General features: G+C 65.3%; 18 protein-coding genes. 11 read left to right on the top strand and 7 right to left on the bottom strand.

The window, feature by feature from the left end; translation table 11 throughout:
• Window positions 1–45: 45 nt before the first annotated feature.
• The 5 genes from RUW20_RS10385 to RUW20_RS10365 are packed head-to-tail and all read left to right on the top strand — an operon-like array spanning window position 46 to window position 9,215.
• Complete coding sequence (locus RUW20_RS10385) at window positions 46–2,100, top strand: TonB-dependent receptor (RefSeq protein WP_313952132.1); 2,055 nt, start codon at window positions 46–48, stop codon at window positions 2,098–2,100.
• Window positions 2,101–2,125: 25 nt separating this feature from the next.
• A complete protein-coding gene (locus RUW20_RS10380) occupies window positions 2,126–2,686 on the top strand; it encodes a YfiR family protein (RefSeq protein ID WP_313952131.1) in 561 nt (186 codons plus the stop codon).
• Between the two features lies 1 nt (window position 2,687).
• A complete protein-coding gene (locus RUW20_RS10375; RefSeq protein WP_313952130.1) occupies window positions 2,688–5,141 on the top strand; it encodes a response regulator in 2,454 nt (817 codons plus the stop codon).
• Window positions 5,141–7,315, top strand: a complete 2,175-nt coding sequence (locus RUW20_RS10370) for an EAL domain-containing protein (RefSeq protein WP_313952129.1) — start codon at window positions 5,141–5,143, stop codon at window positions 7,313–7,315. Before RUW20_RS10375 ends, RUW20_RS10370 begins: the two co-directional genes overlap by 1 nt.
• Before the next feature lie 13 nt (window positions 7,316–7,328).
• On the top strand, window positions 7,329–9,215 hold the full coding sequence (locus tag RUW20_RS10365; RefSeq protein WP_313952128.1) for an ATP-binding protein: 1,887 nt from the start codon (window positions 7,329–7,331) through the stop codon (window positions 9,213–9,215).
• 34 nt (window positions 9,216–9,249) lie between these two features.
• On the opposite strand, the gene menD is transcribed toward RUW20_RS10365, so the two are convergent.
• Genes menD through RUW20_RS10350 form a run of 3 tightly spaced genes read right to left on the bottom strand, consistent with a single transcriptional unit; the run spans window position 9,250 to window position 13,786 of the window.
• Window positions 9,250–10,971: a 2-succinyl-5-enolpyruvyl-6-hydroxy-3-cyclohexene-1-carboxylic-acid synthase gene (menD, locus tag RUW20_RS10360; protein ID WP_313952127.1), complete on the bottom strand. Its 1,722-nt coding sequence runs from the start codon at window positions 10,969–10,971 to the stop codon at window positions 9,250–9,252.
• Window positions 10,968–12,416 carry an isochorismate synthase gene (locus RUW20_RS10355; RefSeq protein WP_313952126.1) on the bottom strand — a complete coding sequence of 483 codons (1,449 nt, stop codon included), beginning with the start codon at window positions 12,414–12,416 and terminating at the stop codon, window positions 10,968–10,970. Before RUW20_RS10355 ends, menD begins: the two co-directional genes overlap by 4 nt.
• Window positions 12,413–13,786, bottom strand: a complete 1,374-nt coding sequence (locus RUW20_RS10350) for an AMP-binding protein (RefSeq protein WP_313952125.1) — start codon at window positions 13,784–13,786, stop codon at window positions 12,413–12,415. The genes RUW20_RS10355 and RUW20_RS10350 overlap by 4 nt, the downstream gene beginning before the upstream one ends.
• Window positions 13,787–13,902: 116 nt before the next feature.
• Between RUW20_RS10350 and RUW20_RS10345 the strand changes: the two genes are divergently transcribed.
• From RUW20_RS10345 to dmeF, 3 genes are all read left to right on the top strand, one after another.
• Window positions 13,903–14,646: an SOS response-associated peptidase gene (locus RUW20_RS10345; RefSeq protein ID WP_313952124.1), complete on the top strand. Its 744-nt coding sequence runs from the start codon at window positions 13,903–13,905 to the stop codon at window positions 14,644–14,646.
• 201 nt (window positions 14,647–14,847) lie between these two features.
• Window positions 14,848–15,117: a metal-sensing transcriptional repressor gene (locus tag RUW20_RS10340; RefSeq protein ID WP_313952123.1), complete on the top strand. Its 270-nt coding sequence runs from the start codon at window positions 14,848–14,850 to the stop codon at window positions 15,115–15,117.
• Window positions 15,118–15,140: 23 nt separating this feature from the next.
• Complete coding sequence (gene dmeF, locus RUW20_RS10335) at window positions 15,141–16,151, top strand: CDF family Co(II)/Ni(II) efflux transporter DmeF (RefSeq protein WP_313952122.1); 1,011 nt, start codon at window positions 15,141–15,143, stop codon at window positions 16,149–16,151.
• 66 nt (window positions 16,152–16,217) lie between these two features.
• On the opposite strand, the gene RUW20_RS10330 is transcribed toward dmeF, so the two are convergent.
• Window positions 16,218–16,550 carry a cytochrome c gene (locus tag RUW20_RS10330; protein ID WP_313952121.1) on the bottom strand — a complete coding sequence of 111 codons (333 nt, stop codon included), beginning with the start codon at window positions 16,548–16,550 and terminating at the stop codon, window positions 16,218–16,220.
• Window positions 16,551–16,766: 216 nt separating this feature from the next.
• On the opposite strand from RUW20_RS10330, the gene RUW20_RS10325 reads away from it, so the two are divergent.
• Both RUW20_RS10325 and RUW20_RS10320 read left to right on the top strand, forming a co-directional pair.
• Window positions 16,767–17,519 (top strand): SDR family oxidoreductase, encoded by a 753-nt coding sequence (locus RUW20_RS10325; protein ID WP_313952120.1) that lies wholly within the window; start codon window positions 16,767–16,769, stop codon window positions 17,517–17,519.
• A 37-nt stretch (window positions 17,520–17,556) separates the two neighbouring features.
• Complete coding sequence (locus RUW20_RS10320) at window positions 17,557–18,378, top strand: pyruvate, water dikinase regulatory protein (RefSeq protein WP_313952119.1); 822 nt, start codon at window positions 17,557–17,559, stop codon at window positions 18,376–18,378.
• Window positions 18,379–18,445: 67 nt separating this feature from the next.
• On the opposite strand, the gene RUW20_RS10315 is transcribed toward RUW20_RS10320, so the two are convergent.
• Together RUW20_RS10315 and RUW20_RS10310 are read right to left on the bottom strand one after the other, a co-directional pair.
• Window positions 18,446–18,781 carry a c-type cytochrome gene (locus RUW20_RS10315; RefSeq protein ID WP_313952118.1) on the bottom strand — a complete coding sequence of 112 codons (336 nt, stop codon included), beginning with the start codon at window positions 18,779–18,781 and terminating at the stop codon, window positions 18,446–18,448.
• 106 nt (window positions 18,782–18,887) lie between these two features.
• Window positions 18,888–20,561 carry a cytochrome D1 domain-containing protein gene (locus RUW20_RS10310; protein ID WP_313952116.1) on the bottom strand — a complete coding sequence of 558 codons (1,674 nt, stop codon included), beginning with the start codon at window positions 20,559–20,561 and terminating at the stop codon, window positions 18,888–18,890.
• A gap of 206 nt (window positions 20,562–20,767) precedes the next feature.
• Here RUW20_RS10310 and cobA point away from each other — a divergent pair, with 206 nt between their 5' ends.
• Window positions 20,768–21,553 (top strand): uroporphyrinogen-III C-methyltransferase, encoded by a 786-nt coding sequence (cobA, locus tag RUW20_RS10305; RefSeq protein WP_313952115.1) that lies wholly within the window; start codon window positions 20,768–20,770, stop codon window positions 21,551–21,553.
• A 10-nt stretch (window positions 21,554–21,563) separates the two neighbouring features.
• Here cobA and RUW20_RS10300 read toward each other — a convergent pair.
• On the bottom strand, window positions 21,564–22,217 hold a 654-nt coding region (locus RUW20_RS10300; RefSeq protein WP_313952114.1), incomplete at its 5' end, for a prenyltransferase.

The raw sequence follows: 22,217 nt of genomic DNA, 5'->3' as shown, positions 1-22,217 counted from the left end.
AGCGAACCACGGCGCTGACGACCAACCATAGAGAATGCACCCGCCATGATTCCCTTGCCGTCACGCCTGATTCGTTGCTTCTCACTGGCCTTCGCGGTCGGCCTCATGGGCAGCGTCAGCGCCGAGTCGCTGCCACCGGAACCGCTGGACATCAGCCTCGAAGACCTGCTGCGCGTCGAGGTGACCAGCGCCTCGCGCAAGAGCGAGCGCCTGCACGACGTCGCGGCGGCGGTGTACGTGATCAGCCGTGAAGACATCGAACGCTCGGGAGCGACGAGCATCCCCGAAGCGCTGCGCATGGCACCCGGCGTCGACGTGGCGCGGCTGGCCAACAACCGCTGGGCGGTCAGCGTACGCGGCTTCAACAACCGCTTCGGTAACAAGCTGCTGGTCCTGATGGACGGTCGCAGCATCTACTCGCCGCTCTTTTCCGGGGTCGTCTGGGAGAACGAGGACACGCTCCTCGAAGACATCGACCGCATCGAAGTGATCCGTGGGCCGGGAGCAGCCATGTGGGGCGCCAACGCGGTCAACGGGGTGATCAACATCATCACCCGCCGCTCTCGCGACACCCAGGGAAACCTGCTGGTCGCCGGCGCCGGCAGCGAAGAGCGCGCGTTTACCTCCTTCCGTCACGGTGGTCAGGCCGGCGACGGCCATTACCGCGTCTGGGGCAAGGCCTTCGACCGCGACGAGGCGGTCACCGGCGACGGTCGATCGGGTAACGACTATTGGCGCGCCGGGCGCGTCGGCTTTCGCGGCGACTGGTCGGTCGCCAGCGGGCAGCGCGTGATGCTCAGCGGCCAGGCCTATTCGAACGATACCGGCGATCGCTGGCAGGTCCCCGACATCACCGCGGCGAAAGGTGTGCGGCTCACGGACATGAAACAGACCGGCAAGGGCGCGCACCTGCTCGGGCGCAGCGAATGGACCCTGAACGACGGTTCGGAAGCCGCGCTGCAGGCCTATGTCGATTACAGTCAGCTCGAAGTGCCCGGCGCGTTCAAGGAGGAGCGGACGACCATCGACATGGATTTCCAACATCGCCTGCTGCTCGGCGAGCGCCACGACGTCCTCTGGGGCCTCGGCTACCGCTACTCGGGCGACCGCATCGACTCGGCGGGAATCATTTCTTTCCAGCCGGACAGCCGCAGCTTCAACCTCGCCAGTGCCTTCGTCCACGACGACATCACGCTGCTCCCCAACACCCTGCGCATGATTCTCGGCGTCCGCTTCGAGACCAATAACTTCACCGGCTACCAACCGCTGCCGAACGCGCGCCTGATGTGGACGCCCAGCGAAACGCAATCGGTGTGGGGCTCGGTGGCGCGCGCCGTGCGCACTCCATCGCGCGGCGAATTGGACGCGGCGATCGACTTGTCGGTATTGCCGCCCGGCGCGCCCGGCAATCCATCGCCTTTCCCGATTCTCACACGCAACGTCCGGGGCAATGACAGTCTCGAGAACGAGACGGTCCTGGCTTATGAACTTGGCTACCGGCAGCGCCTGGCGAGCAATTTGTCGCTCGATGTCGCGGCCTTCTACAATCAGTACAGTGATCTGCGCTCTGCCATGCTCGCTGCCCGGAGTTTCGAATTCGCGCCGCCGCCACCGCATATCGTTCAGACGACCACGCCTGACAACAGCATCGAAGCGCACACGCATGGCGTCGAGATCGCCGTCGACTGGTCACCGCTTTCCTGGTGGCGAATTCAGCCGATCTACAGCTATCTCTCCTTGACCTCCTCGTCAACTAGTGGCGACCCGGTCTCCGTCGCCAATGCGCAGATCTTCAATAGCAGCGATCCGCAGCATCAATGGTCGCTGCGTTCGTCGATGTCCTTGACCGACCGGCAGCAGTTCGACCTCTGGCTGCGCTATGTCAGCAAGCTCGGTGACAGGAATTCGCAGTTCTCGATTCCCGCCTACACCACCCTCGACCTGCGCTACGCCTGGCGGCCGACGCGCGACCTGGAGCTGTCGCTGGTCGGCCAGAACCTGCTTGACAGCCAGCATCCCGAGTTCGTGCCAAGCCTTCTGCCTGGGGAGTCGCTGGAAATTCAGCGCGGCGTATACGTCAAGGCAAAATGGCAGTTCTGAGCTGGCCACCCCTCGAGCCAAGCGCATGAACTCTCAGACCCGCTGCTGGCTGGCCGTACTGTTGGCGTTCGCCGCCATCGTGACGACGAGCCGCAGCCTCTCCCAGGGCACGCTTACCGAAGCTCAGGCCAAGGCCGCTTTCGTGGTCAATTTTGCGCGCTACATCGAGTGGCCGGAACGCGCTTTCACCAACCGCACGGCACCGCTGCTGATCTGCGCCCTCGGCCGTAGCGTGGTCGGCAACGCACTCGAAGCGCACGAAGGCCGGCAGGTACAGGGCCGCCCGGTCGCCGTGCGACAGTTGCTGGGTATCGACGAGGCGCGTCCCTGTCAGGTCCTGTTCATCGCTGATTCGGAAGAGCGTCGGATGAGCCAGCTGCTGCGTGTTGTCGCCGCGCAGCCAATACTGACCGTCAGCGATGCCGACGCTTTCATCGATAGCGGCGGCGCCATCGGCCTGGTTCGCGCCGATCAGCGGCTACAGTTCGAAGTCAATCGTCAGGCGATCGAGCAGGCACAGCTCAAGGCCAGTTCCAACCTGCTCAAACTGGCGCGCAACCTGGCCGATTTCAAGGGGAGCCACTGAAATGCGTTTCCGCGATCTACCGCTGAAATACAAGATGATGCTGATCATCGGGCTGACCGTCGGCGCCGGGCTGCTGATCAGCACTCTGCTCTTTGCTGCCTCGGAGATCGCCGATAACCGCGAGGCGGAGCTGGCCAAGCTCAATGGCATGGCCGAGATCCTGGCGGCGAGCAGCACCGCAGCGATCACCTTCGACGACAAGAACGCGGCAAGGGAAGCGCTGGCCGGTCTGCGCGCGCGCCCCGAAATCATCGGCGGTTCGATCACCCTCCGTGACGGGGCAATTTTCGCGTACTACCCTGCGCAGCGGACGCCAGACGCAGCGACTCGCCCCGGTGCCGCCGCAGCGACCGTGGCGGGCGGCTACTGGGATGACTCGCTGAAGATCGAGTATCCGATCCGCCAAGGCAGGGAAGTCATCGCCACGCTGAGCATCGAGTCTGACCTCCGGCCGATGTGGCGGGACATCGCTCGGCGCATGCTGGTCGTCCTGGCAGGCGCCGTGATTGCCTTCGGCGCTGCCCTGCTCCTTGCAGTGCGGCTGCAACGCTCGGTTTCGATGCCAATCCTGGCGCTCAGGCAAGCGATGCGCCTGGTCGCCAGCGACAAGGACTACTCACAACGGGTGGCGATCGATCAGCGCGATGAAATCGGCGACTTGATCGCCGGCTTCAACGTCATGCTCAGCGAAGTCCAGCTGCGTGACGTTGAACTCGCCAAGCATCGAGCGACTCTTGAAGAGCAGGTCGAACAGCGCACCGTGCAGCTGCGCCGGGCTAAAGAGCAGGCGGAAAGCGCCAACGTCGCCAAGTCACGTTTCCTGGCCAACATGAGCCACGAGATCCGGACACCGATGAACGGCGTCATCGGCATGGCCGACCTGCTCATCGAGACGCCGCTTTCGCGGCAGCAACGGCGCTACACCGAGACTCTGCGCGTTTCTGCCGAGTCGCTGCTGCATCTGCTGAACAATGTCCTCGACCTGTCGAAAATCGAGTCCGGCCGCCTGGAAATCGAATGCCTTCCCTTCAGTCCACAGCAACTCGTCAAGGAGGTCGTGCAACCCTTTCGCGAAATGGCGTCGGCCAAGGGCGTGCTGCTCAGCGAGGAGATTGGCCCGGACGTGCCCGCCGCCGTACTAGGCGATCCCTACCGCATCAAGCAGATCCTCGGCAACCTGCTCAGCAACGCCGTCAAGTTCACCGACAGCGGCTCGATTGTCGCCACCCTGACTTGCGAATGCGCCAGCCCTGAACACGCCGGGTTGGCAGCGCTAGACGCGCAACAGTGCTGGCTGTGCTACGCCGTCACCGACACCGGCGTCGGCATCTCACCGGAAAATGGCAGCAAGCTGTTCGCCCCCTTCTCACAGGCCGACAATTCGACAACGCGCAAGTTTGGCGGTACCGGCCTCGGCCTGGTGATCATCCGCGAACTGGCGCAGCGGATGGACGGTGAGGTCGGTTTTGACAGCGAGCCGGGACAAGGCTCGACCTTCTGGTTCCGGCAGCGCGTGCAGCGTCACGCGCAGGTGCTGCCGCGACCGGGGGCGACCACAAGAAACGCCCGAAAGCTTAGCGGACAGGTGCTGCTGGTCGAGGACAACGAGGTCAATCGCGAGATCGCCGGCGCCATCCTTGGCATGCTCGGTTGCCAGGTCGACCAGGCCCACGACGGTGCCCAAGCGGTCGCCGCGACGCGCGCGCGCGCCTACGACCTGATCCTGATGGATTGCCAGATGCCGGTCCTGGACGGCTTCGAGGCGACCCGAAGAATCCGCGCCGAGGAGCGCGAGATGGGTCGTTCTGCCTGTCCGATCATTGCCCTCACCGCCAACGCGCTCGCCGGCGACCGTGAGCAATGCCTTGCCGCCGGCATGAACGATTACCTGGCCAAGCCGATCAACCGGGCCCAGCTGGCCGCGGCGCTGGAGCGCAACCTGCCAGCGCTGCCGGCGACGGCTGCTCCGCCGCGCGACAGCGCTCAGAGCGCGACCGCCGCAGACGACCGCGCAGGCGAAAGCGAGACGGCCGCCGCAGCCGCGCCCGCTCGCAACCCGGCGCCAGACGCAGCGCAGGCTTTCGACCCGCAGGTCGTGCAATCGCTGCCAATGATCGCCGACGGCAGCAACCCGGCGTTCGCCGATCGCCTCCTCGACATGTTCACCAGCAATGCCAGCCAGCTGCTGGCAGCGATCGAGCAGGCGAGCGAGAGCGGCGACATGACCACCCTGCAGCGTTCCGCGCATACGCTCAAATCGTCGAGCGCAACGGTCGGCGCGCTGGCGCTCTCCGAACAGGCCAGGCAGCTCGAAATGCTGCTCCGCGCCGGCAAGTCGCCGGCCAGCGACTGGCCGTCCAGGCTCGGCGGCGCCTACGCCGAATTCGCCGAGATCCTGGCACAATATCGCCTCACCATGGCAGCGGCGAAGGCAACCGCGAAAGGGAATGCCTGATGGACAGCACTGCGCCACCAAACCGCGTGCTGCTGGTCGACGATGACGAGATGCTGCGCATGCTGGCCGCCGAGTCGCTGCGCCACGCCGGCTTCGAAGTCAGCGAAGCGGAATGCGGCGAGGCCGCATTGCGCGCTTGCCAGGAAAGCGACTTCGACCTGCTCCTGCTCGACGTAATGATGCCCGGCATCGACGGCTACACGGTCTGCGAAACGCTGCGCCGCGACGCGCGCGCCGAGTGGCTGCCGATCGTCATGCTCACCGGGCTAAACGACAGCGACTCGATCGAGCGCGCCTACGCCGCGGGCGCCACCGATTTCGTCACCAAGCCGATCAACTGGCACTTGCTGACGCATCGCGTCCGCTACGCCTTGCGCACCAGCCGGGCGATGGCCGAGGTCAGGCGCAGCGAACAGAGCCTGGCGCTGGCCCAGCGGCAGGCGCGGATGGGCAACTGGCAGTGGTTACTGGACGAAGCACGCTTTTCGTGCTCGGACGAGTTGCGGCGCATTTTCGGTGACGTTGAACTGGCGGGTACCGGCACGCCGAAGCGCTTTCTGCACCGCGTCCGGAGCAACGACAGAGACGCCGTGGCCGCTGCCCGGCAGGCCTTGCTGAGCGAAGGTGCACCGTATCGATTGACGTACGGCATGCAGCGCGTGGACGGCGGACTGACCGAGGTACTGGAGGAAGCGCTGGCTGTCCGCGACGCCGCCGGGCGTATCGTGCGCATCGAAGGCATCACCCAGGATGTCACCGAGCGGGTGCAGGCGGAGCAGCGAATTCAGCACCTGGCAATGCACGACGCACTGACCGGGCTGGCCAACCGGCAGTTCTTCGCCGAACTGGTCGGCGTCGAACTGGCACGCGTGCGGCGAACGCAGGGCAGCTGCTGCGCGATCCTGCATCTCGATCTCGACCACTTCAAGAGCGCCAACGACGCCTTGGGCGACGCAGCCGGCGATCAGCTCCTGTGCGAAATCGCCGCACGCCTGCAGGCGTCGGTCCGGGCGGCCGATCTGCTGGCGCTGAATCCGCCGATGCAGACTGCCGGTACAGTCGCCCGCATAGACGGCGATGCGTTCACCGTGCTGCTCGTCGACGTGCGCGTCGCCACGCATGTCGCAATGGTCGCCGAGCGTCTGCTGCAGGAAGTCTCCCGACCGCTGCTGTTTGCTGGCCGCGAGCTGGTACTCACCGCCTGCGTCGGCATGGCGCTCTTCCCGCGCGACGCCGACTCGGCCGAAAGCCTGTGGCGCCACGCCGAGCAAGCGATGTACGTCGCCAAGCGCGCCGGCGCGTCCCGCTGCCGCTTCTTCGACGAAAAGATGAACAGCGCCGCCAGCGCCAAGCTGCAGTTGGAGAACGAGCTGCGCCACGCGATCGCGAGAAACGAGCTGCGCCTGCATTTTCAGCCCAAGGTCGACGCCACCAACGGTCAGATGGTCAGTGCCGCGGCACTGGTGCGCTGGCAGCATCCACAGCGCGGTTTGCTCGCACCGGGCGAATTCATTCCGCTCGCCGAAGAGTGCGGGCTGATCGTCGCGCTTGGCGACTGGGTGGTGGCCGCGGCTGCTCGCCATCTCCGGCAGTGGGCCGACGCCGGACTCGCCACGGTGCGCGTCTCGGTCAACCTGGCGAGCCCCAGTTTTCTGCAGGATGATATCGCCGAGAAACTTGCCGCTACCGTACAACGCGCCGGTGTCTCGCCGCAGCAGCTGCTTGTCGAGTTGACCGAGTCCTTGCTGATGGTCGACGCCGAGCGCACGATCGCCAGGCTGAACAAGCTGCGCGAGCAGGGGTTCGCCCTGGCGCTCGATGATTTCGGCACCGGCTATTCGTCCTTGAGTTATCTCAAGCGCTTTCCGCTCGACGAACTGAAGATCGACCGCTCCTTCGTCAGCGATGTCGCCCGCGGCGGCAAGGACGCCGCCATCGCCCTGTCGATCATCGAACTCGGCAAGCAGTTCGGCATGCGCGTCGTCGCCGAAGGAATCGAAACCCACGAACAGGCGGCTTTTCTGCTCGCTCATGGCTGCAATATCCAGCAGGGCTTCCTGTTCTCGAAACCGCTGCCGCAGGATCGCTTCGAAGCGCTGCTCGCGGCTGGCGGTCGCCTGGCTTGCCGGCAGCTGGCGCCGTCGCCCGCCGACCCAGCCGAAAGCGCGCGATGAGAGAGCCAGAGCGATGAGCACAGACAGCACAGCCGACAGCAATCCGCGTCTCGCGGCGCAAATGCTGGATATCTGCTACACGCGAATGCTGGCTTCCGTTGTCATGTCGATGCTCGTAACAGTGCTCTTCATCAGCTTGCTGTTTTCCTATTTTGACGCCGCCCGCCTGCTGCTCAGCGCCGGCCTGATCATCGGCGTTGCGCTGTGCCGATTGGGGCTGTGGTTGTGGTACCGGCAGGCGCGTCCGCCCGAGGAAGCGGCGCCGGTCTGGGCACGGCGCTTCTTCATCGGGGCCACGGCAGGCGCGGCATCATGGTCATTCAGCGTCCTGCTGCTGCTTGCCAGCGCCGATGGTGTGGCTACCGCCTTTCTGGTGGTGTGGGTGATTGCCGTGACGGCCGTGGCGAGTTCCTCGCTGGCCGCACATCTCCCATCGGCGCTCGCCTTCATCGCTATCGCCCTGCTGCCGATCGGCTGCCGCCTGATCGCCATCGGCGAGGGAATGGAGTCGATCGTCGGTCTGGCCGTGCTCGGCGCGGTGATCGCGCTCGCCATGACCGCCTACACAGCCTTCACGACCACGCGCAAGATCGTTCTCGGAGAAATCGAGCGCTCGGCGGCGCTGGCGGAAGCCGCTGCCGCGCGCAGCGCTGCCGAAGCCGCCAACCGCGCCAAGAGCGACTTTCTGGCGACCATGAGCCACGAGATCCGGACGCCGATGAACGGCATTCTCGGGATGAGCGAAATGCTGCGCAGCACGGCGCTCAACGCGCAACAGCAGCGCTTCGCCGATGCCGTTTACCACTCCGGCGAGCATCTCCTGAGCATCATCAACGACATTCTCGATTTCTCGAAGATCGAAGCGGGAAAGCTCGATATCGAAAACACCGAGTTCAACCTGCGTCAGCTGATCGAGGACGTCGGCGAACTGTTCTCCACGCCCGCCCAGGCCAAAGGCGTGCAGATAGCCTGTAGCGTTGCCGGCGAACTGCCGGTCGCGGTCAAGGGCGACCCGCTACGTCTGCGCCAGATTCTGACCAACCTGGTCAGCAACGCCGTCAAATTCACCAGCCAGGGCATGATTGCCGTACGCGTCAAGCTGCTGCAAGAGGATCCGCGGCAGACACGCTTCCGCTTCGAGGTCGAGGACAGCGGTGTCGGCATCAGCGAAGAAGCGCAACGGCGTCTGTTCGCTGCCTTCGTCCAGGCCGACGCTTCGACCACCCGGCGGTTCGGCGGCAGCGGCCTCGGACTGGCGATCGTCAAGCGGCTGGTCGAAATAATGGGTGGTCAGATCGGCCTGCTCAGTGAGGTAGGTCACGGTACGCTATTCTGGTTCGAGCTGCCACTCCTCAAGCAGGACGCCGACGCGCGTCCCGGGGTCACGCTCGCCGAGGCCTTGCCGTGCGAGCACGCGCCACCGCCGTTGGTCATGACCAGCCCGGCGACACGCGCCGCGCGGGTGCTGGTCGCCGAGGACAACCCGGTCAACCAGTTGGTCGCCGGCGAAATGTTGGAATCGCTGGGGCTGATCTACAGTCTGGCGGAGAACGGCCTGGTGGCGGTCGAACGTGTCTCCGCGGAGCACTTCGACCTGGTCCTGATGGACTGTCAGATGCCGGAAATGGACGGCTTCGAAGCGACGGCGCAAATCCGTTCGCGGCAGCGCCAGGGTCTCTTGCGTCACCCACTGCCGATCGTAGCGTTGACCGCCAACGCCGTCGAGGGCGACCGCGAGCGCTGCCTCGCCGCCGGCATGGACGACTACTTGAGCAAACCCTTCACCCGCGAGCAGCTGCTTGCGCTGCTCACGCGCTGGCTGCCGCTGGCCGCCGCCGGCGATACCGTCGCGGCGATCGAGCCGCGCCGCGCCGGAGAAGCGCGGGAAATCCGACGCTGAGCTGAAGCGCTGCCTGGCGGCCGAGCGCTGCTCGCTAGACCGCCCCGCCCGCCCAGGCTCGCCACAACGCCTGGCGTCGAGCGACGCTCGCCAGGCGATCGATTGGCACCTCGATCAACGTCGCACCACCGCGCACCAGCGCCTGTTCGACGCTGACCCTGAATTCGGCCAGCGACCCCACGCGCTGGCCGCTGACGCCGAAACTGCGCGCGGCGGCCGACAGATCGATGGCCTGCGGCGTCAGCCAGGCGCGCTCGAACTCCGGCAAGCTGGCCACCGGAAGGTAGTCGAAAATCCCGCCGCCGCCGTTGTTGAGCACCACGAAAACGATGTCGCACCCACTGACGGCAGCAAGGGCCGTCAGGTCGTGCTGCGCAGTCAGGTCGCCGACCAGCGCCACGCAAGCGCCTTGGGTAGCAATGCCCAGGGCGGTCGACAGATTACCGTCAATGCCACTGGCACCACGATTGCCGAACAACCGCAAGGGTTTGTCGCTGCTGCCGGAAAAGGCGTCGAGGTCGCGAATTGCCAGAGAGTTGCCGCAGAACAGGCGATGACCGGCCGGCAGGCATTCGATCAGGGTCGGGATCAGGGCGCCTTCGAAGTTCTCCTGCGGCCGGCAGCTTCGCGCGATCGCTTCGACTTGCGCTTCGGCCTGCGCAAACCCGGCTCGCCATGATGGCGGCGCGGGCCTCAGGGCGCCGGCCAGCAGAGCCTCGCAAGCCAGCGCCGGATCGGCCTGAATCCGCCTGCTGGCGCGGTGTTGCGGGTCTGGCCAGCGGCTGTCCGGGCTGATCAGAATCTGCGACTCGGCCGCTGCTGTGCGCAACCAGTTCTGCAGCGACCGGGTGACCGGAAAGGCGCCGAAACGCAGCAACCAATCAGGCCTTGCCACCGCCAGCGGCGACGAATGGCGTAGGTAGGCCTCGTAGCGCACACACAAGCGACTGCGGTCGTGACTACCGAAACGCAGGTTTGACAACGGTTCGGCGAAAATCGGGCAATCAAGCTGGCTGGCCAGCGCCGTCAGGGCGTCGGCAAAGCCCTGCGGATAGTCGCCCCCACCACAGACGATCACGCCCGGTCGGCCGCTGATGTCGGCCAGCGTCGCCTCGATCAAGCGCCGATCGGGAAGCAAGCGCGGTATGACTGGACAATTCGCCGGCGTGCTGATGGTGATGCCCTGCTCCGGCAGAGCACTACCGGCAGGCAATAGCGGCTCGCGAAAGGCCAGATTGAGGTGCACCGGACCGGGCAGCGGCCAGCAGCACTCGCTCATGGCCCGTGTTGCCAGCTGCCGCAGATAGCCCGCGGGAACGTCCGCACCCGGCAGTGCCGGCGCGTGAAAAGAACGAACGTGCGACCCGAACAGGCGCTGCTGATCGATGGTCTGGTTGGCGCCCCAGCCCAGCAACTCGGGCGGCCGGTCGGCCGACAGCAGGAGCAGCGGGACGGCGCCCAGATCGGCCTCGATGACTGCCGGAAACCAGTTGGCCGGCGCCGACCCCGAGGTGCACAGCACAGCCGACGGGCGACCGCTGGCCTTGGCAATGCCCAGCGCGAAGAACGCAGCACTGCGCTCGTCGACGAGCACGTGGCAGCGGATCGCTGGCTGGCGCAGGAAAGCCAGGGCCAGCGGGCTCGAACGTGAACCGGGCGAAAGCACCAGTTCGCGCAGTCCGGCGGCGGCCAGCGCATCGACCAGTGCCTGTGACCAGCGCAGATTGAGCAGGCCGGTATCGACGCTTTCCTTCATGCGCTCCTGCTCCCTTCATGACACGCTACACGCCGCGGGCGTTGCAGCGCTTCGGCGACGACGGCCAGTTTCGCTTCGGTTTCGGCGAGCTCCTGTGCCGGGTCCGATCCAGCCACGATGCCGGCGCCGGCAAACAATTCAGCTGCGCAGCCGCTGATCCGCGCGCAGCGCAAGGCGACCACCGCTTCGCCGTCACCGTCACGCTCTATCCAGCCAATGCCACCGCTGTACCAGGCGCCGCGTCGATCGCCATGACTGCGCAGCCAGCGAGCGGCGGTACCGCCCGGGGCACCGCCGACCGCCGGTGTCGGGTGCAGGCGAGCGATCAGATCGAAAAGCCCTACCCCCGCCTGCAGGCGACCCACCACCCGCGTACGCAGGTGCTGCAGATCACGCAATTGCACGATCTCGGCCGCCTGCGGCGGCGCCAGAGCGGCGCACACGGGTGCCAGTGCGTCGCGCACCGCATCGACCACCAGCTGCTGTTCGCGCCTGTTCTTGTCGTGCTGCAAGGCCAGCGAGATCGGCTGCCCGGCAGCCGGGGCAACCGCCAGCCAGGCCGTCCCGGCCAGGGCATCCGCGCGCACCAGGCCGCCGCGCAGCGATACCAGGCGCTCCGGCGTGGCACCGATGAAGCACTGGCGATGGTGGCCGACAGCGTAGATCACGCACTCGGGATGACGGTGGGCAAGCGCCGCCAGCACGGGTCCCGGGGTAATCGGCGTCTTGCCGTCGAAGTGAACGCTGCGCGCCAGAACCAGCTTGTCGAGGCTGCCGCTGGCGATCGCCGCCAGCGCGGCGCGCGCACGCGCCAGGAACGCCTGGTCGGCCAGCGGCTCGCGGCGCCGGCACACGGCGGTCCACGGTGGGGGGCTGTCGCCCTGCGGCGTCGCTGCACGCAGCTCGGCCAGCCAACGTTCGGTGGCGCTCTCCCCTTCTCGCACCGCACAGGTGAAGCTTGCCGTGCGGCAGCCAGCGCGGCTCTGCAGCAGGATAGCGGGCACTACCAGGCGTGCGTTGGGCAGCGCGTCGCGGCTCTCTTCGTCAAAGGCAAAGCCGAAGTGGGCCGCTGGCAGGGCGCCCGTCTGCTGGCAATCGTCGTGCTGCCAGAGCGGCGCCAGGCCCGAGAACGCAGCCTGCAAGGCCGCGAAACGCGCCGCGCCGGCGGTCGAAAAACTCATCGCGCTACCCAGTGCGAGGCGATAGTCGCCCGGCGGGCGAACTTGCCCGCCAGTGCCAGCGTCGGGAAGATCGCTACCGCTCGGCCGCGCCCACCAGTTGACGTCGGTTCGCGCCAGATCGACGTTCAGCCAATGCGCGTCGCCCGGACCGAGATCAAGGCTGATACTGAGCAGGCCGTTCACCGGGGCGCCGGGCAGCCGGACGCGTAGACGGCGGCGCAGCAGCGCCAGACGCGAGGCATCGAGCAGCGATGCGAGATTCATGCAGCCGCCGCCGCGAGCGCGCGTAGTGCCTGGCGATCGATCTTGCCGAGCTCGTTGCGTGGCAGACCGTCGACGCGCAGGAGTCGACGTGGGCGCTTGGCGCTCACCAGGTGCTGCCGACTCCAATCGTCCACCACCGCGATCTCGACCGGGCCGACCACCAGCGCCACCAGCGAATCGCCCCAGTTCGGGTCCGCTACCGCCGTCACCGCAATGTCCGTGACGCCGGGGCAGCCGGCAAGGCAGGATTCCACCTCTGACGGGTAAACCTTGACGCCGCCGCTGATCAGCAGGTCATCGGCACGGCCCAGAATGGTCACCTGGCCGTCGCTGGCGAGCACGCCCAGATCGCCGGTCACCAGCCAGCCATTCTCGAGTCCCCAACCCCGAGCCCACGCCGGGTTCAGATAGCCGGCCATCACCTGTGCCCCACGTAAATGGAGGCGACCATCGCCAGCCACGCGGGCGGCCAGACCAGGCAGCAGGCTGCCCACCTGGCCCGGCTGCCAGTCGCCACCCGGGTGCACCAGCGTCGCTGCCTGGGCCGCCGATTCGCTCATTCCCCAGCTCGGACAGATCGGCCAGCCAGCGGCCAAAGCCCGCTCGAACAAAGGCTGCGACAGCGCGGCGCCGCCGATCAAGGCATGGCGCAGGCTGTCCGGTGGCCGCTTGCCGGCGCCGACGTCGAGCAGGCGCGCGAGCATCGCCGGCACCAGCGAGATGTGGCTGACGCGATGGGTATGCAGGTCGTCCCATACGCTGGCGGCAACGAAGCCCTCATGCAGCAGCAAGGTTGCACCAGCGCGCAGACAGCGGCCAAGAATCGAGATGCCGCCGATGTGATGCAAGGGCAGGCAGCCCAGCCAGAGGTCACCGGCGGACAGCGGCAGGCGGCTGTTCGACGCGTCAGCCGCGGCTGCAATATTGGCCGCGGTGAGCATCACCGCCTTGGGCGCCCCTTCACTGCCGCTGGTGGCAATGAGCAGTGCCAGATCGTCGGCGGCACCTCTGCGTACCAGGCGTCCGTCACTCGCCGGCAAGGTGCCGGGCAGCGGCGCAAACCGCTTCAGGCGACCACCGGCGAGTGCCTGCAGACCTGGCCAGGCGGCAGCGGCGGCGGACGGGTCGAGGGGCAGCAAGGCCGCCCCCGCCGTCGAACAGGCCAGCGCCGCCAGCGCCAGGTCGTGGGCATGGCCGGCAATCGCCGCGACGTCACCGAGCTGCAAGCCCTGCGCCCGCAGAAAACTGCCGCCACGGTCGGCCAGCGACGCCAGCTCGCCGTACCGCCACGCGGCGTGCGGCGTCACCAGGGCCGGTAACAACGGCTGCCGGCGCGCGCCGTTTTTCAGCCAGTGGGTGAGAGGGCTCATCGGCCCGTGAGCGTGCTTGGATCCATCGACCGACGATTATACGCAGCCGCCCGGCGCGCATTTGCTGCCGATCAAGAATTCGCCGCTACGGCCTGGAGGCGGCCATCTCGTCGGGCGTGGCAGCTCCAGCAGGGCGAAGAGCGGTCAGCAACGCGTTGCCGGGTTACACTTCGCCGATGTGCGGACGCTATGCCCTCGATGCCCCTCGCTCGCAGTTGTGCAGGCGTTTCAGCCTGGATCAGTGCGTCGAGCTCGCGCCCCGTTACAACATCGCGCCGGGATCGGAAATCCCGGTCATTCGCCAGTCACCTGCCGGTCTGCGCGTGCTTCACCTGCTGCGCTGGGGTCTGTTGCCACAGTGGGCGAAAGACCAGTCGCTCGGCACCACGCTGATCAACGCTCGCGGCGAATCGCTGGCCGCGAAACCCGCTTTCCGGGACGCCTTCCGGCGGCGTCGCTGCCTGATTCCGGCCAGCGGCTTCTATGAATGGCGAGCTGCGGCAACCCAAGGAGTGACGCGCAAGCAGCCCTGCTACATTTCGCTGAAATCGGCAGAAACGATGGCGCTCGGCGGCTTGTGGGAGGCATGGACGTCACCGGCCGGCGACGTCGTTCGTAGCTGCTGCATTGTCACCATCGGCGCCAACCAACTGCTGCGGCCGATCCACCAGCGCATGCCGTTGATCCTGCCACCCGAGCACTGGCAAGCCTGGCTGGCCGCAGCAGCGGACCAGGTCGGCATGCTGATCCAGCCCCTTCCGGGCAGCGAGTTGCAAGTCTGGCCGGTGAGTCACCGAGTTGGCAAGGCGACCGAGAACGATCCTGCGCTGATCGAAGCATGCACCGGCCAGCCGCAATAAACAGCAGATTCCATACCATCCGCACGCATAGCAACTGATCGCTCCGCGCTACACCAATTGGCCCATCACGTCGGGTCCTTCGCGCTGTGCCAGCAAGCGCCCACGGCAAGAATTCCCGGCCGGCGACAGGAGGGTCACTCATCGCACGGCAGACCAAGCGCGCCGTTGACCTATCCTCTCCCCCTGGATAGGATACGCCCCATGAGCACCCACGCCTCGCACCCGGAAATCATCAAGCGCCTGAAGCGGGCGGAAGGCCACCTCAGAAGCGTCGTCACGATGCTCGAGAATGGCCGCGACTGCCTGCAGATCGCCCAGCAACTGCAGGCGGTCGAGCGTGCCGTCGCCAGCGCCAAGAAGACGCTGGTACACGACCACATCGATCATTGTCTGGAGCACGCGGTACGGGAAGGGTCGCGCAGCGCGGACGACACCATCCGCGAGTTCAAGGAACTCAGCAAGTACCTGTAACCGCCAAGCAAGGAAAACCTGTCATGCGTAGCGCCGAACTCTCGCCCTGGACCCACACCCACGTCTTCGACGAGGGCAACCTTGCCGCCGAAAAACGCACGCGCCTGGTGATGGTGATCACCGCGCTGATGATGGTCGTCGAGATCACCGCCGGTTGGTGGTTCAACTCCATGGCGCTGCTGGCGGACGGCTGGCACATGAGCTCGCACGCCGTGGCCATCGGCCTTTCCGCCCTGGCCTACGCGACGGCACGACGCTATGCGCATGATCATCGCTTTGCTTTCGGAACGTGGAAAATCGAGGTTCTCGCCGGTTTCGCCAGCGCCATTTTCCTGCTCGGTGTGGCGGTGATGATGGTCGTCGGGTCGGTCGAGCGCATCTTTTCGCCACAGCCGATCCAGTTTGTCGAAGCGATCGTCGTCGCGGTGCTCGGCCTGGCGGTCAACGTCGCCTGTGCGCTGATCCTCAATGGCGCACACGATCATGGTCATGGCCATTCACACGGACACGATCACGGACATCACCACGAACACCACGACCACGCCGAGGAGAGGCATCACGGCCACCATGACCTCAATCTGCGCGCCGCCTATCTGCACGTGATCGCCGATGCGGCGACATCGGTGCTGGCCATCATTGCCCTGCTCGGCGGCATGTTCTACGGCTGGGACTGGCTGGACCCGGTGATGGGAATCGTCGGTGCGGTCCTCGTCGCACGCTGGGCGGTCGGGCTGATCCGCGATACCAGCCGGGTGCTGCTCGACCGGGAGATGGATCACCCGGTAGTCGAGGAAGTCCGTCAGGCGATTGCCGAACACGCTGCGTGGGCGACCACGCCACAGATCGTCGATCTGCACGTCTGGCGCGTCGGCCGTGAGAAATTCGCGGTGATCGTCAGCCTGACGACCGCCGACGATCAGGTGACGCCGGAAGCCGTCAGGCGCGTCCTGGGCCAGCACGAGGAATTGGCGCACGTGTCGGTCGAGGTCAATCGCCTTGTCGGCGACGGCAGCTTGGCCGCCATCGGACGGTAGCAGTTCAGCCGCCGATCAAGCAGCCGGCACCGTGCCGGGCCATCGCGCCGCGGTTTACCGATCAGATCAGTCGGGGAACCCGGCCAGCAACTGCTCGACGATCCATTGCGCCTCTGCCTCCGAAAGGAAGCGATGCCATGGCGGCATCGGTGTACCCGGGCGACCGCCATGGATGGTGGCGACCAGCGATTCCAGCGGCTTGTCACGCAATGCCTCGGGCAGCAGCGACGGGCCCAGACCACCTTGCAAGGTCATCCCGTGGCACGAGCCGCAATCCTGGCGAACGAGGTGAACGAGCTGTTTCTGGCGTTCTGCCGAGGGGGCGATCGACTCGCGCACGGGCTCGGCGAGGACGACTTGCGAAGACAGGAGCAGCGCGAGGAGGCGAAGAATAGGCATGATGCGGGAGTCAGTCAATTCGTTGGTGTGGCGAGTTGCCGCCTCCGACAAGTTCAAGAAGCAAGCGAACGGGCAATCATTTTAGCTGAAGAAACACGCCGCAACCGTGCCGGCAGCGGGCGATCATGCCGCACAGCCGTGATTTGCGCGGCGGCACGCCACGGCTCATAATGCGCGCTTGCGTCGGCCCTCGCTGACGGAAGAAGGAGACAGCAGATGGATCTGTGGGCGTGCGCAGCGGTGGTCACTGGAGCGGCATCGGGCTTGGGCGCCGAGACGGCGCGCTACCTGGCCGAAGCGGGAGCCAAGGTGGCAGTGATCGACATCGACGCTGCCGGCGTGCAGAAAGTTGCCGACGAGATCGGTGGCCTGGCGATCCCGTGCGATGTGGCCGATTCGCTCTCGGCGGAGAACGCCCTGGCCATGGCACGCGATGCCCACGGCGCGGCCCGCGTGCTGGTGCACTGCGTCGGCCGTGGCCACTCCGAGCCGACCATTGGTCCAAACGGTCCGATGCCTCTTGATGATTTCCGCCAGCTGGTCGAAGTCAACCTGATTTCGACCTTCAACATGATGCGCCTCGCCGCCGCCGACATGGCACGCCTGAAACCGCGCTCGAACGGCGAGCGTGGCGTCATCCTGTCGACGGCATCGGTCGCCGCCTACGACGGGCAAAGCGGGGAAGCAGCCTATTCCGCCTCCAAAGGCGGCGTCGTCAGCATGATCCTGCCGGCCGCACGCGAGCTGGGCCCGCTGGGTATCCGCGTCGTCGGCATCGCGCCGGGGCTGTTCGGCACACCGACGCTGTTCGCCATGGAAAAGAACCTCGATTCGCGGCTGGCGCACCAGATTCCCTTTCCGCACCGCTTCGGCGACCCGGCCGAGTTCGCGATGCTGGTCCTGCACGTTCTCAAGAATGTGATGATCAACGGCACCGTCCTGCGCCTCGACGGCGGTCACCACCGCTGATCAGAAAACACGGCGCAAACACGGGCAAAGGATGGTCGTGAGCAAAACCCTCGTGCTGTACCTCGTCTCGCATGCCTCAGGGGAACTGGTCGAGTTGCTGGCGCGTAACGCCATCGCGCAGTTCGCCGGGCTGGAGGTCGAGCGCCGCCTGTGGAAAATGGTCCGCCACCTCGGCCAGGTCCCCGAAATTCTGGGCACGGTGGCGCAAACACCCGGCTATGTCGTGCACAGCATCAGCCACACCGACATCCGCCAGGCGCTCGAAGACGGCTGTGCCCGACTGGGCATCCCTTACCAGTTCGCACTCGAGCCGTTGGTCAGCCAGCTGGCCGAGCACTGCAAGGTGCCAGTGCATAGTCACACCAGCTCTCGCGACGTCTTCGATGAGGACTACTACCGTCGCATAGAAGCCATGAAGTACACTCTGGCCCACGACGACGGCATCGCCAGCGACGATCTCGACGGTGCCGACGTGATCGTTGTCGGCGTATCACGGGCCACCAAGACACCGACCTGCATGTATCTGGCCTCGCGCGGCATCAAGGCCGCCAACGTACCGCTGGTGCCCTTCTCGCCACCCCCGCTCGGCCTCTTGAAGGCGAAGGGACCACTGATCGTCGGTCTGACCGTTGACCCGAGCCGACTCGCCCGCGTCCGCTCGGCCCGTTTGCGCGCCCTGAACGAAAACGAAGACACCGACTACACCGACTTCGCCGCCCTGCGCAAAGAGGTGGTGGACGCACGCCGCCTGTTCTCCACGCGGGGATGGCCGGTCATCGACGTTACCCACCGCTCGATCGAGCAGGCGTCGGCAATGATCATCGAGCTGCTGCGGGCGCGCGCCAACGGCGCGAGCTGATCAGCGGAGCGGGCGCGGGCACTCGGTACTCGGTACTCGGCGTCAGCCATGCTGATCGCCGACGTGCTCAAGATTCGGGCAGGGTCAGAATCCACTTGACCAGAATGCGGATGTTGTCCATCCCGGCGCGCTTGTTGGACGACATGTAATCGTCACCCCAGACGCCGCCGCCGCCTTTGTAGACTTTTTCGACCAGCACTTCCTCGACTTCCGGCTTGCCACGATAGCGTTTGGCGACATCGCGCCAGGCGGGACCGCGAACCTTCACCTCGACATCATGACAGACCAGGCAGCGGCTCTGGTCGGCCAGTTCGAGCATTGCCGGGTCGACGGGTGGTGGCGCAGCGAAGACCAGCTGCGAGCCCCCCATGGCGGCCGACAACAACAGGATTTTGACTTTCATCGTTGCTTCCTTGCGGCAGTTGAGGTGCTGGGGATTATGCCGGCAAACGAGCCAAAAAAAAACCGGGGGGCGGTAGCCCCCCGGTTTTAGATCAGACTCGCGAAGATCAGTAGACGTCGTGCTGCGTGTTGTGGACGTTGAACTTGCCGGTCGGGGTGACCAGACGTGGGTCCTTGATCACTTTCTTGACCGTGCGCGTCTTGTCATCGACGACCACGATCGCCGACGGCTCGGTCTTGTTACCGGTCCAGACGGAGAACCAGATCTCGTCACCAGCTTCGTTGTACTCGCCATGCACCACGCGCTGGTTGCCTTTGGTCTTGCCCAGATTGGCAGCAGCGGCGAGGTTGATCACCTGCGATTTGGCGGCAGGATCACCCAGTTCGTCGATGTTGTAGACAGAGACCGAACCAGCCAGCTCGGGATCCGGGTTCAGCGGTGCGTCAGACCACAGGTTCTTGGACTTCGGATGCGTCTTCACGAACAGCGAGTTGGCACCGTGGTTTTTGAGTTCCTGAACGACTTTCCACGCCTGGTCTGGATGACCTTTCGGATCGGTACCGATCAGGGTGATCACATCGGCACCCAGGTGCGACGTTGCCCAGACCGGACCGTACTTCGGATGGGTGAAGTTGGCGCCACGACCCGGGTGCGGGATCTTGGCGGTGTCCACCAGTGCGGTCAGCTTGCCTTCCTTGGTGTCCACCACGGCGATCTTGTTGGAGGCGTTGGCGGCAACGAGGAAGTAGCGCTTGGTCGAGTCAAAACCACCGTCGTGCAGGAACTTGGCGGAGTTGATGGTGACTTCCTTGAGGTTGGCGATGTCCGAGTAGTCAACCAGCCTGATCATGCCGGTTTCCTTGATGTTGATCACCCACTCGGGCTTTTCCGCCGAGGCAACGATAGAAGCAACCCGTGGTTCCGGATGATATTCGCCGTCGACGGTCATGCCGCGCGTCGAAACCACTTTCAGTGGTTCGAGCGTTTCGCCATCGAGAATCGCGTACTGGGGAGGCCAGTAGGCACCCACCACCGCGTACTTGTCCTCGTAGCCCTTGTATTTCGAGGTCTCCACCGAGCGTGCTTCGTAGCCCGCCTTCATCGTCGCGACGATTTTTGGCTGCTCGTACCACATGTCGATCAGATCGTAGCGACCATCACGACCGATGACGTGAACATAGCGGCCGGAAGCCGAAATGCGCGAGATGTGCACCGCGTAACCCGTTTTGACGATACCCCAGATGTCTTTCGTGTCGCCGTCGATCAGGGCAACCTCGCCCGAGTCCCGCAGGGTCACTGCGAAGACGTTCTGCAGGTTGACCTTGTTCATCTGCTTGGTGGGACGCTCGGCAACCGGAACGACCAGCTTCCAGCTCTCCTTCATGTCCTTCATACCCCACTCGGGTGGCACGTCGGCCGGCATCTGAACGTACTCCGCCATGTGGGCAATTTCCTTCTTCGACAGAATATCGTCGAAGTTCGGCATGCCGCCTTCGGTACCGTAGGTCATGATTTTTTCGAGGCGCGAGGAACCCAGCTTGGTGGTGTTCTTCGGCTCCAGGTTCTTGCCGGTAGCACCCTTGCGCAGCATGCCATGGCAGCCAGCGCAACGCTCGAAATAGGTTTTGCCCGAAGCCGCCTTGTCCTCAGCTGAAAGCTTCGGCGCTTCCGCTACCGCAGGTGCCGGCGCGGCAGCCTTTTCGGCCTTGGCCGCAAACGCCACATTCATGGCGAACGGCAGCGCTGCCAGCATCAATACGTTACGAATTACCTTCTGCATGCTATTTCCTCTCCTCTTGAAAGTTCTCTACGGTCGCCCGGGTCACATCTGTGTCAGACTCGCCGCAGGATGACATGTCTGGACCGCTCCCTTCCTTGACCTCCATCAAATATCCCCGATCGCCGAATCCATGAGATGGCGGTCGAGTTGAAATTACCCGGGCCGGGCGCTTATGCTTGCACCTCAGCCAGAATCGGAACAAAGCAATGAGTCAAACGCCCTCCTCACCGCTCGTCGGAACCGTGTTCATCGTCGGCAGCGGGCCGGGTGACCTCGACCTGCTCACCTTGCGCGCAGCCCGCTTGATCGGCGAAGCGGACTCCATCGTGTACGATCATCTGATTGCCGAAGGGGTACTCGATCTGGCCCGTCCCGACGCCGAGAAAATTTACGTCGGCAAGAAAAGCTCCAATCACACCGTGCCGCAGGAGCAACTCAATCGACTGCTGGTAAAACTGGCCCGCGCTGGGCGAAAGGTAGTCCGCCTCAAGGGAGGAGACCCCTTCATTTTCGGGCGTGGCGGCGAAGAGATCGAGACGCTGGTCGAATCGGGCATCCCCTTCGAGGTCGTTCCCGGAGTTACCGCCGCGGCCGGCTGCGCGGCCTACGCCGGCATCCCGCTCACCCATCGGGACCACGCGCAGGCGGTGGCTTTCGCTACCGGTCACCTCAAGGACGGCACCATCAATCTCGACTGGCCCGCCCTGGCGCGCCCCAGGTTGACGGTCGTCTTCTATATGGGGGTTGGCGGCATCGCCGAAATCTGCCGCCAGATGATTGCCCACGGTCTGCCCGGAGACCACCCGGCGGCCGTGGTACAGAACGGTACCAGCAAGCGCCAACGGGTGCTGACGGCAGATCTGGCCACGCTGCCCGGGAAAGTCGAGGCCGCCGGCATCGCTTCTCCGGCCTTGATCATCGTCGGCACCGTGGTTCGCCTGCAGCAGAAACTGGCCTGGTTTCAGCCTGGACAAACAGGCACTCCCGGATGACGGAGTCCGCTTAGACGACCATCGCCAAGCTCAGCAGGAGCGCAAACAAGAACTGCAATCTGGCCGTGCTGGCCAGCAATTGGTTGAAAACCGCTCCCCCCGACGCATCACCAAAACGCTTGATCAAGAGCAACACCGGCGGCAGCACCAACAGCGGCGATGCCAGCCACCAAGCGCGCCCGGCAAGCACCGCGAGCCCAGGCAACAAGGCGAAGGGAAGCAGGGTTTCCGCTGCGAAAACCCAGCGCATGGCACGCCGACCGAGAACGACGGCCAGCGTACGGCGGCCTGCTCGGGCATCCGTCTCGAGATCGCGGGTGTTATTGACGGTGATTACCGCGGCGCCGAAAAGACCCAGCATTGCCCCGGCCAGCAGAGCGGCGGGGCTGATCGACAAGGTCTGCAGGTAATAGGAGCCGCCGACCGCTGCCAGGCCAAAGAACAGCAGGACAAACAGCTCGCCCAGCGGTGTGCCGGCGATCGGGCGCGGTCCGCCGGTGTAGGCCCAGCCGGCCAGCAGTGACGCCAGGCCAATCAGGACGATCGGCCAACCCCCCTGGTAGGCCAGGTAGATTCCGAAGTTGAAAGCCAGCGCGAAGGCGATCCACGCGCCGCGCCGCACGGCAGCTGCCGGCAGCCAGCCCATGGCGGTGGCACGCGGCGG

The organism is Accumulibacter sp., assembly GCF_032229525.1.
GTDB lineage: Bacteria > Pseudomonadota > Gammaproteobacteria > Burkholderiales > Rhodocyclaceae > Accumulibacter.
Note: the sequence above shows the minus strand (reverse complement) of the source record. Positions and strands in the feature narration are given on the sequence as shown.